The organism is Sphingomonas sp. GW821-FHT03E12 (assembly GCF_059420685.1).
The window spans coordinates 103436-113355 of the sequence record NZ_JBWKUF010000004.1; the positions used below are offsets into that span (position 1 = coordinate 103436).

The 9920-nt window shown below is 66.1% G+C and carries 9 protein-coding genes; 6 read left to right on the plus strand and 3 right to left on the minus strand.

Annotation, left to right across the window (positions count from 1 at the left end; genetic code table 11):
• The first annotated feature begins 84 nt into the window (after positions 1-84).
• From AC07TU_RS13710 to AC07TU_RS13735, 6 genes are all read left to right on the plus strand, one after another.
• Complete coding sequence (locus AC07TU_RS13710) at positions 85-486, plus strand: flagellar biosynthesis repressor FlbT (protein WP_495188478.1); 402 nt, start codon at positions 85-87, stop codon at positions 484-486.
• Positions 487-522: 36 nt separating this feature from the next.
• Positions 523-1848 carry a flagellar protein export ATPase FliI gene (fliI, locus tag AC07TU_RS13715; RefSeq protein WP_495188479.1) on the plus strand — a complete coding sequence of 442 codons (1326 nt, stop codon included), beginning with the start codon at positions 523-525 and terminating at the stop codon, positions 1846-1848.
• Positions 1845-2282 carry a hypothetical protein gene (locus tag AC07TU_RS13720; RefSeq protein WP_495188480.1) on the plus strand — a complete coding sequence of 146 codons (438 nt, stop codon included), beginning with the start codon at positions 1845-1847 and terminating at the stop codon, positions 2280-2282. The genes fliI and AC07TU_RS13720 overlap by 4 nt, the downstream gene beginning before the upstream one ends.
• Positions 2279-3268 carry a peptidoglycan-binding protein gene (locus AC07TU_RS13725; RefSeq protein WP_495188481.1) on the plus strand — a complete coding sequence of 330 codons (990 nt, stop codon included), beginning with the start codon at positions 2279-2281 and terminating at the stop codon, positions 3266-3268. The genes AC07TU_RS13720 and AC07TU_RS13725 overlap by 4 nt, the downstream gene beginning before the upstream one ends.
• A gap of 143 nt (positions 3269-3411) precedes the next feature.
• Positions 3412-4293, plus strand: a complete 882-nt coding sequence (locus AC07TU_RS13730; RefSeq protein WP_495188482.1) for a sigma-70 family RNA polymerase sigma factor — start codon at positions 3412-3414, stop codon at positions 4291-4293.
• Between the two features lie 157 nt (positions 4294-4450).
• Positions 4451-5881: an alginate export family protein gene (locus AC07TU_RS13735; protein WP_495188483.1), complete on the plus strand. Its 1431-nt coding sequence runs from the start codon at positions 4451-4453 to the stop codon at positions 5879-5881.
• Positions 5882-5898: 17 nt separating this feature from the next.
• Here AC07TU_RS13735 and AC07TU_RS13740 read toward each other — a convergent pair whose 3' ends face one another.
• The 3 genes from AC07TU_RS13740 to flaF form a co-directional block, all read right to left on the minus strand.
• Positions 5899-6519 carry a response regulator transcription factor gene (locus AC07TU_RS13740; RefSeq protein WP_495188484.1) on the minus strand — a complete coding sequence of 207 codons (621 nt, stop codon included), beginning with the start codon at positions 6517-6519 and terminating at the stop codon, positions 5899-5901.
• Positions 6516-9146, minus strand: a complete 2631-nt coding sequence (locus AC07TU_RS13745) for a PAS domain-containing sensor histidine kinase (RefSeq protein WP_495188485.1) — start codon at positions 9144-9146, stop codon at positions 6516-6518. Before AC07TU_RS13745 ends, AC07TU_RS13740 begins: the two co-directional genes overlap by 4 nt.
• Before the next feature lie 280 nt (positions 9147-9426).
• A complete protein-coding gene (gene flaF / locus AC07TU_RS13750) occupies positions 9427-9789 on the minus strand; it encodes a flagellar biosynthesis regulator FlaF (RefSeq protein WP_495188486.1) in 363 nt (120 codons plus the stop codon).
• Between the last annotated feature and the right edge of the window lie 131 nt (positions 9790-9920).

Consider the following 9920-nt stretch of genomic DNA (forward strand, 5'->3'; position numbering starts at 1 on the left):
AGAGGCGAAAAATACCGCGCCCGGCAAAAGCTGCCGGGTGATTTCATCCTATAATCTGGCCATGGACTTTGTGGGGACAGTGGGATGACGCTTCGTATTTCGCTTCGTAACGGGGAACCGGTGATCGTGAACGGCGCTGTTCTGCGTTCGGTCGGCCGCACCGATCTGATGGTGGAGAACAACGCCACCGTCCTGCGCGGCCGCGACGTGATGAAGCCCGAAGAGGCCGACAGCCCCGCGCGCCAGCTCTATTTCGCCTGCATGATGGCCTATATCGACCAGGGCGACCTCAAGACGCATCAGGACGCGCTGCTCGAGCGGCTGGAAAGGCTGATGGCGGTGCTGGAGGCGCAGGAGGCCAAGGCCGCGTGCATCCGCTTCGCGCAGAAGGTGGCGACCGGGCAATTCTATCCGGCGCTGGCGGATTGCCGCTGGCTGATCGGCTATGAGGCAGAGGTTCTGAACCGGGCCGCCATCGCCGCCTGATTTTCCGCATTCCTGATTGTTCCGGGAGGACGTCCGATGACCAGACTGGCAGCGGCGGCAGCAGGGCTGCGCCTGCTCAACCCCGATCGCCGCTTCGGCCATGTCGTCGCCGTGCGCGGCGCGCTGATCGAGGTCGAGGGGCTGGCAGGTGCCGCGCAGATCGGATCGCGGGTGAAGCTCGATACCCCGTCGGGTCGCGTCGAGGCGGAGGTCACGGGCCTTGACCATGGTATTGCCCATTGCATGCCGTTCAGCGAGCCGCAGGGCATCGCGTCGGGTACGCGTGCGGATCTGGCCGCCACCCAGTTCGGCCTGCGCCCCAGCGCCGGCTGGCTTGGCCGTATGGTCGACGGTCTTGGCCGCCCGATCGATGGCAAGGGCGCGATGGCGCAGGGCGCCGACATGCGCCTGATCAAGTCGCTGCCGCCGCCCGCCTCTGCCCGGGCGCGGGTCGGTGAGCGCCTCGGCACCGGCGTTCGCGCGCTCGACCTGTTCGTACCGCTCTGCCGGGGGCAGCGGCTTGGCCTGTTCGCGGGATCCGGCGTCGGCAAGTCGGTGCTGCTGTCGATGCTGGCGCGCTGGACCGACTGCGACGTCGCGGTGATCGGCCTGATCGGCGAGCGCGGCCGCGAAGTGCAGGAATTCGTGCAGGACGACCTTGGCGACGAAGGGCTTGCGCGCAGCGTCGTGGTCGTCGCGACCTCCGACGAGCCGGCGCTGATGCGGCGGCAGGCGGCATGGACGACGCTGACCATCGCCGAATATTTCCGCGATCAGGGGCTCAACGTCCTGTGCCTGATGGACTCGGTCACGCGCTTTGCGATGGCCCAGCGCGAGATCGGCCTGGCGAGTGGCGAGCCGCCCGCGACCAAGGGCTATACGCCGACCGTCTTTGCCGAGCTGCCGCGGATGCTCGAGCGCGCCGGGCCGGGGCTGCCGGGGCAGGGGAGCATCACCGGCCTGTTCACCGTGCTGGTCGATGGCGACGATCATAACGAGCCGGTGGCGGACGCCGTGCGCGGCATCCTGGACGGCCATGTCGTCATCACCCGCCAGATCGCCGAGCGCGGCCGTTATCCAGCGATCGACGTGCTCAAATCGGTTTCGCGCACGCTGCCGCATTGCCTGTCGGAGGAGGAGAACCGCGTGCGGCTGGCCGCGAGGCGCGAGCTGTCCACCTTTCGCGACATGGAGGAGATGGTCCGGCTGGGCGCCTATCGCGCCGGATCGAGCGAAGAGGTCGACCGCGCCGTCGCGCTCGCCCCGCAGATCGAGACGCTGCTGAAGCAGGGCAAGCAGGAGCGCGGCTTCGCGCAGGAGAGCTTTGCGAACCTCGCGGCGCTGGTTGGAGACGAAGGATGAAGACCCCCTATGACGCCGCGATCCGTGTCCAGCGGCGCGAGATCGACGCGATGAGCGTGGCGATCAATGTGCAGGTCAATCTGCTCAACCAGATCGATCAGGCGCGTGAGGAGGTGCGGACCAGCATCATCCGCGAGGCCGACGTGGCGGCGGCGGACCTCAGCATGTCCTCCCACGCCTATATGGAGCGTATCCGCGCCGAGCAGAACCGCCTGATCCGCGACGGTGCGGCGCAGGGTGCTCGGCTCGATCAGCTGCGCAGCAAGGCGGCGAGCGCCTATGGCGCGTATCGCGCGATCGAGGTCGCGGCCGAGGGCTTCGTCGCGGACGCGAACCGCCAGAGCGCGAATGCCGAACAGGCCGGGATCGACGACAGCTCGGCGGTGGCGTTCCTGAAGGCGCGCCGGACCCCGCGCGGGAAGAGCGGGCGATGATCGCCGCGACCGGCATGTCCGGGCTCGATCCGACGCAGAAGGCGCAGGTCATCTACGCCCATGCGCGCAGCGAGATGGCGGGCCGCCTGTGGCGTGCGGCGCTGGGCAGCGATGACACGGGCACAAAGCCTGCGTCCAGCGAGCCCGATCTGCCGATGAGCCTCGACCTGCTGCTTTCGTTGCTGGAGGAACGGACGGACGCTGCGCCACCGAAACCGGCGCCGGCACAGATCGCGTCACCCGCTCCCGAACGGGATCGGCCATCAGCGGAGACGCCGGTGCGCTGGGAGGGACGGGGGGCTTCGGAGGAGTCTGCAACTTCCGCCGGTGCACGCGGCTATGGTCCGAATGCCGCCTATGTCGGAACGCTGCGGGCAGCCGCCGAGCGTACCGGCCTGCCGGTCGCGGCGCTTGCGACGATCGTCCATGCCGAAGCGGCAAAGGGGCCGGATGGGCGCTGGCTGCCCTATTCGCGCAATCCGCGCTCCAGCGCGGCGGGTCTTGGCCAGTTTCTGAGCGGCACATGGCGCGGCGAAGCCGAGCGCGAAGGGACCTGGCTGAACACTGTCGCGCGGCAGCAGGGCTGGCTCAACGATCGCGGCAAGGTGAGGGGCGAGAACAAGGCGGCGCTGCTCGCGCTGCGCTACGATCCCGACGCCGCGATCCAGGCGACCGCGGACTATGCCAAGGCCAATCTGGATTCGCTGCGCAACGCTGGCGTCTCGCTGGGCGAGGGCGGGAAGCCGGGGGCGCAGGCGCTCGCCCAGGCCGCCTATCTTGGCCACCATCTCGGGCGTGGCGACGCGATCCGCTTTCTCAAGGGCGGGCTGGATCCTGATCGCGCGCGTACACTGCTCAACGCCCAGATCGGGACGGCCAGCGCCAATCGCCGGATCGCCGCCAGCGGCTGCGCCACCACCGCGCACCGCACCTGGCTGCTCGACTATATCGGCCGCAACATCCGCCCCGAGCGCTTCAACGCCTGACACGGCCTGACCGGCTGCGACCCCTCACGAAAATAAATATGGTTGAATTATAGGATTAGAGGCTTGTTAACTATTTTAAAGGATAACGGTCCTGTCGAAAGGGCGCGCCGGGGGGCGGTGCCGCGACACCGGAAGGACTGAACATGTCGAAGATCACCATCGCGCTGGAAGCCGCCGTCGCCACCGTTAAGGAAAATCTGCCCGCCGAAGGCGATCGTCAGACCGCCCGCCAGCGCGCCGCCATCGACAAGGCCTTTGCCCGCATCCTGACGCTCATCGCGCCGCGCATCCGCCACTTCATCCGTCAGTACGGGCTGGCCGGGCACTGGGAGGATGCAGAGCAGGTCTGCTCGATCGCGGTGCACCGCGCGATCGAAGCCTATGACCCGGAGAAGGCGCAGTTCACCACCTTCGTGAACTGGCAGCTGCGCGGCGAGCTGCAGAGCCTCCGCTTCCGCCTGATGACCGACCAGCGCCCCTCGGCGCGCAAGGTCGAGGCGACCACCGTCTCGCTCGACGCGATCAGCATCGGCGAGGACGGCGAGGACATCTCCGCGATCTCGCTGATCGAGGACGAGGAGGCGCTGAGCCGCACCGAATCCGCGGCCTCGGCCTATCTCGCCGAAGCGGCGACGGTCACGCTGATCGACGGCTATATCGAGCATCTGCGCAACGTTGCGCTCGACCGGATGCGCCGTCAGGCCCGCCCCAAGCGCGCCGCGAAGCGGGTCGCCGCGGAGCAGCGCCAGTCGGTGTGGCGGTCGGAGAATCTGGCCATCGATCCGGCGGCAATGGCCGAGCTGGAAATGCGCCTGCTCCACAATCGCGAAGTGGTCGAGCGGCGGCTGTTCGACATCTCGACGCTCGATGCGATCGAGGGAGATACCAGCGTCAACAAGGAGCGTGTGCGCCAGATCGCCAAGCGTGCCGCCAAGGCGATGGCCGAACTGGCCGATGTCGACCCGCGCTTCGCCATTATGGCGGAATATCGCGACCTTGCACCTGCCCGCCCGACGGTGCACTGATCCGCTGGCTGGAATAGAAATATAGGATAATCATCTTCTGGGCGCCTCGGCGCCCATTATTTTGTGCGGTTCGAACGGGCCGCAAGATTTCACCGCGCCGCCGCCGCAGGCACGATCCGCTCTTCTATAAGGGATCATCGTCCCTGGAGTTTCCTTCATGTCTTACGCCTCGACCGCGGCGCGCCAGCCTGGCGCGCGCCGCTTCCTTTCGCTTCGTACCCCGCGCGGGGCCGCGGCCTGCCTGACGGCTGCGCTGCTGCTCTGCGGGCAGAGCGGCCCGGCAATCGCTGGCCAGACGCTGCACGAGGCGCTGGGCGCACCCGACGAACTGACCATCAAGGGCATGGTCCGGTCGCGGATCGAGGGGATTGACGGCCAGTTCCGGCCCGATGCCGCGGAAAGCGACTTCCTCTGGTCGCTCAAGACCACCCTGCTGGTCGACTATGATGGCGGCCCGGTCCGCGTCGGCGGCGAAATCTGGGACGCGCGGGGCTATGGCCAGAAGAAGAACTCTTCTGCCGGGACCAGCGAAGTCAACGCGCTCGAACTGGTACAGGCCTATGCCGGCGTCGATTTCAGCCTGGGCGGCAAGGTCAGCGGCGCGCTGACGGCAGGCCGGTTCACGATGGACATCGGCTCGCGGCGCCTCGTCGCGCGGCAGACCTTCCGCAACACCAGCAACGCCTTCACCGGCGCGAACCTGATCCTGAACGGCAAGGGGGGCGACCGGCTGACCTTGCTGTGGGCGATGCCGCAGATCCGCCTGCCTGACGATCGCGACGGCATCTTCGACAATGGCGTCAAATGGGACAGGGAAAGCAGCGCGCTGCAATTCTTCGGCGGCAGCTTCACCAAGGGCAGCGTCTTCGGCGGAACGCTGGAAGTCTATGCCTATGGCCTGCTCGAACGGGATTCGGCGGACCGGCTGACGCGCAACCGCAGGCTGGTGACCCCCGGTCTGCGCGCCTTCCGCAAACCCAAGGCAGGGCGCATCGATTACGATCTGGAAGGCGCCTATCAGTTCGGCGAGACCCGCGGATCGACCCGCGCGAACGACCTCACCGATCTCGATGTCTCGGCCTATCTGATCCATGCCGAACTCGGCCGGACCTGGAGCGGCGGCTGGCAGCCGCGGGTGGCGGGGCTTTTCGACCTGGCGAGCGGCGACCGCGCCGAGGCGCGCAGCTATAATCGCTTCGACACGCTCTTTGGCGCGCGGCGCTTCGATTTCGGGCCGACGGCGATCTATGGCCCGGTCCACCGCTACAACATGATGTCGGGCGGGATGCGCTTTGAGGCCAAGCCGGGCAAGTCGTCCGACGTGATGCTGACCTACCGCGCGCTCTGGCTCAACTCGCGCACCGACAGCTTTGCAGCGACCGGCGTCCGGGACGCAGCGGGGCGGGCAGGGCGGTTCGCCGGCCATCAGATCGACGCGCGCCTGCGCCGCTGGCTGGTTCCCGATCTGGTGCGGATCGACACCGGCGTCGCCTATCTGGCGAAGGGCCGATTCCTGACCGATGCGGCCAATGCGCCCGCGACCGGCGACACGCGCTACGGCTATGTCGATCTCTATCTGGAGTTCTGAATGGCCGCGGCCGGTGCTCAGTCCTCGGGATAGAGGCCGGCCGCAAAGGCGATGCCCAGCGCTTCGGAGAGGCTGCGGACGTTGAGCTTCTCCATCAGCTTCGCGCGGTAGATCTCGATGGTCCGGGGGCTGATCCCCAGATCATGGGCGATCAGCTTGTTCGATCGCCCGTCCATCAGCCCGATCAACACGTCGCGCTCGCGGACCGAGAGCGAGTTGATCTTTGCGACCGCCTGCGATCGCCGCGTCGCCGCCTGCTGGGACTGGGCCTGCTGGGTGAAGGCCGTGTCGATCGCCTCGAACAGGCGCATATGGTTGCAGGGCTTTTCGAGGAAATCGAGCGCGCCGAGCTTCATGGCCTGTACCGCCAGGCTGACATCGCCTTCCCCGGTCAGCACGACCGTGCCGAAACGCTCGCTATATGCGGCGAGGGCCTCCAGCACGCCGATGCCGCTGGTGCCGGGCATCTGGAGGTCAAGCAGCAGGCAACCGGAGGGCAGGGCGGGCGCTTCGGCCAGAAAGGCATCACCGGAGGGGAAATCACGCAGCACATGGTCTGGCCGCAATCGCAGAAGATGCATGAGCGACATCCGGACCGAATCGTCGTCGTCCACGATGAAGATGTTGCGTTGGGTCATCCCGCGGCCTTCAGGTCCATCTCGCGCTGGGCGCGATAGACGGGAAGGGTGAATTCGAACGCGGCGCCGCCTTCGGGCCGGTTGGACAGCGCGACGGTGCCGCCATGCGCCTCGACGATGCGGCGGCAGATCGAAAGGCCGAGGCCCAGCCCGTTGGAGCGGGTTGACATGAAGGTCTCGAACGGCCGACCGATGATCGAGGTCGGAAAGCCGGGGCCATTGTCCAGCAATCGGATCAGGACATTCTCTTCCGAAGTCTCGACGGCGGAGATGATGATCTCCGGCTTCTTGGTGTTGTCGTCGGCGAAGGTTTCGAGCGAATTGTTGATGACATTGACCAGAACCTGCTGGATCTGGATCTTGTCGACCGCCACTTCGGGGGCAGTGGCGACGGGCTGATAGACCAGATTGACGCCGGCATGCCGCGTTCCCGACCAGGCAAGCTGCAGGCCATCGGCGATCAGCGTGTTGATCGCCAGCGGGCGGATGTCGAGATCCCCGCGCGCGACGAAGGCGCGCATCCGGCGGATGATCTCCCCGGCGCGCAACACCTCCTGATTGGCAAGATCGACCAGTTCGCGAAGCTGCTCCGCGGACCCGCCCATGCCCAGCCGCATATGCGCGGCGCCCAGGAAATTGGCGGTGGCGGTCAGCGGCTGATTGAGTTCATGCGCCAGGCCCGCTCCCATTTCGCCCATCGCGCTCACGCGCGAGGCGTGGAGAAGCTCCCCGTGCAGTTCGTTGAGGCGCGCCTGAGTGGCGATCTGTTCGCGCAGGCTGCGGACGAAGGCGATCGAGATATGCTCGTTGCCGATCGTGGTTTCGCCGACGACCAATTCCACGGGCATGGCATTGCCTTCACGGTCGCGGCCGTCCGTCGTCTGCGGCGGAGACGCCTTGGCGGGGCTGGAGTGCCTCGCGACGGCGGATCGGGGGCCGGTTGCTGCCTTCGCATAGTCGGGGAGCAGGGTGCGGATGTCCCGGCCGGTCACCTCTTCGGCGGCAAAGCCGAACAGCCGTTCCGCCGCGGTGGAGAAGGAGCGGACCTGACCCGCCTCATCGACCGTGATCATGGCTTCTGGAACCGTTTCCAGAATGGATCGAAGCTCGAATTCCCGAGCTGCGAGCATCTCGGTCCGCCGCTCGCGTTCGGTGGCGTCCATGATGATGCCGACCATCGACAGGCCTTCGGCGCCGGGCTGGTCATGAAAGAAGATCGATCCTTCCACGACCAGTGGCTGCTCCCTTTCCGTCGAGCAGAGTCGAAAGGGACGGCGATGGCAGCGATAGTCGGGCAGGGGTTCATTGGAGAGGATGTCCGCTCCGAAACGCTGGCGGACAAGCTCGCGCCAATCTTCCATGCCGCCGGTGAAGGTGCCGGGCTCGAGGCCGAACAGATGTTCCGCGTGCGCGGACAAGCGCACCTTGTCGTCAGCCTGGGTCCATTCGAACAGGCCGAGTTCATGCAGATCGGCAGCAGCCGCAAGCCGCGCTTCGCTCGCCCGCATCGCCTGCTCGGCACGCTGGCGCTCGGTAATATCCTTCATCGAGAGGACGACCATCGGATCGATGTCGGCGCGCGGCTGGACGAGCTGGCGCGATTCGAGAATGCGGAGCGGGGTTCCGTCGCGATGCCGCTCGGTGATTTCGGCTTCCTGCGGGCAATCGGGTGTCAGCGGGCGCATCGGTCCGGCCGGAAGCACCGCGCCGGTCAGCTCATGCTTGATCCGTCCGCGCGCTTCGGCCGCTGCCCAGCCATAGAGCTGCTCGCATCCCTTCGACCACCGGATGATGCGGCCGTCGATATCGGCGATGGCGATCGGGGCGGAATCGACGGCGATGCTGAACGCCCAGCGCGTCGTGCTTTCGCGCCCGATCCGGATCCATGCCCAGGCGATGAGCGTGCAGGATATCGCGACCTGCACCGACGCCTGGATGATCTCGCTCATTTCCTGCGTGATCTGGCCGTTCTTGTACATCGACAGCTGCCAGAGCGCCGAAACAACCGGCAGCATGATGCAGGGTATCAAGATCCATTGCAACGTCCGGCGCCGCATGCCGCAATGCACATTGTTGGACCAGGCGACGTGCCGCCGCTGTGCGATCACCGCGATGGAGATGGCGATCAGCGTGGTCGCGGTCGGCACCGACATCAGCGCCCTTCGCGTTTCCAGTGCGGGAGAAGCCACGCCCAGCGGGAGCAGCATGCCCGAGATGATCGCGATCGAGAAGGCGAGACAGGCAAGGCCCGTGATCATGCTCTGGACCGGTTTGAGACGGCAGGTCGTCGCGAGCGACGCGAGCGTCAACAGCAGCAGCGACAAGGCGGGCATCATGCCGGGGCGGCCGGGGTTGATGCGCGGCTGATCCTGGATGCTGTGGGAGGAGAGGAGCTGGTCGAGCGGCCATCGCGCACCGCTCCATTCCTGCGCGAGCGCCGAGATCGCGACGAACAGCGGGATGAGCGCGAGCGCGCGCGCGGTGGTGGAATGGCCGCTGGCGGCGCAGAAGAAGGATGTTGCGAGACCGATGCAGCCGACCGCGGTCCAGGGCTGCATGAGGATTTCGTTGCGGCCGAAGCTCGCAATTCCCAGGTTGTTCGTGAACCAGCCGACCAGAACCGCCACGCAAATGATCAGGGCCAGTGCGACAAGCGAGGGGACTGCCGGCGTCAGACGGACAGATAGGGTTCCGCTCGCGCTTAGCGGCGGTTGTCTCACGGTTTTCATTCCCCCGCTCGCAATGCGTGACACGGCACAGCAGCATGCCGACGGGGCGCGAATGCGGTCTTTGACAGGAATTGTAAATATTTCCGACACGTTAAGCATCGTGAATTTTGGGGAAATAAACTTAGATGTTTGAAAACTATTGGAAAAATAAGATGATTACGAAAACGTAACGATCAACTCAGACAGCATCCCTGTTTTCGTTGGAAAGTCCCTCGATAATCGCGCGATTAACTAGGATCAGATCATCGATCGACTCCCGCCCACGCACCACATCGGACGTATGCCGCTCCACCCACATCGCGATCGAGATGATGCGCGCGCGCAGCTCTTCGGGCAGCTGGTTCTCGGGATCGGCACAGAGCGTCGAGAAGGCGGTCCAGACGCGGCGGTTATGGTGCAGCGCGGGCATCAGGCCGACGCCCGTAAGGCCTGCGTCCCGGGCCGCGAGCAGTTCGGCGGTGACCTGGCTCATCAGGCGGTATTCGGTACCGCGCGGGGTCGCGGCGATTTCCTGCGCGCGGCGATAGGCATTGAGAGACATTGAGCGCTCCGGGCATGGGTACCCGTCCATTATAGGATGAACGATCCCGAGGCGGTCGGCGCGACTCCAACTTTCGGGATCGCGTGCGTGCCGGCATCGAAAAATATGCTCGGACGCCCGGGAGCGCGGGC

What these genes read in the sequence shown, in the direction of transcription:
- AC07TU_RS13720 (WP_495188480.1), top strand. Translation starts at nt 1,845, where the DNA reads ATGAAGACCCCCTATGACGCCGCGATCCGTGTCCAGCGGCGCGAGATC.
- AC07TU_RS13730 (WP_495188482.1), top strand. Translation starts at nt 3,412, where the DNA reads ATGTCGAAGATCACCATCGCGCTGGAAGCCGCCGTCGCCACCGTTAAG.
- AC07TU_RS13740 (WP_495188484.1), bottom strand. Translation starts at nt 6,519, where the DNA reads ATGACCCAACGCAACATCTTCATCGTGGACGACGACGATTCGGTCCGG.
- AC07TU_RS13725 (WP_495188481.1), top strand. Translation starts at nt 2,279, where the DNA reads ATGATCGCCGCGACCGGCATGTCCGGGCTCGATCCGACGCAGAAGGCG.
- fliI (WP_495188479.1), top strand. Translation starts at nt 523, where the DNA reads ATGACCAGACTGGCAGCGGCGGCAGCAGGGCTGCGCCTGCTCAACCCC.
- AC07TU_RS13735 (WP_495188483.1), top strand. Translation starts at nt 4,451, where the DNA reads ATGTCTTACGCCTCGACCGCGGCGCGCCAGCCTGGCGCGCGCCGCTTC.
- flaF (WP_495188486.1), bottom strand. Translation starts at nt 9,789, where the DNA reads ATGTCTCTCAATGCCTATCGCCGCGCGCAGGAAATCGCCGCGACCCCG.
- AC07TU_RS13710 (WP_495188478.1), top strand. Translation starts at nt 85, where the DNA reads ATGACGCTTCGTATTTCGCTTCGTAACGGGGAACCGGTGATCGTGAAC.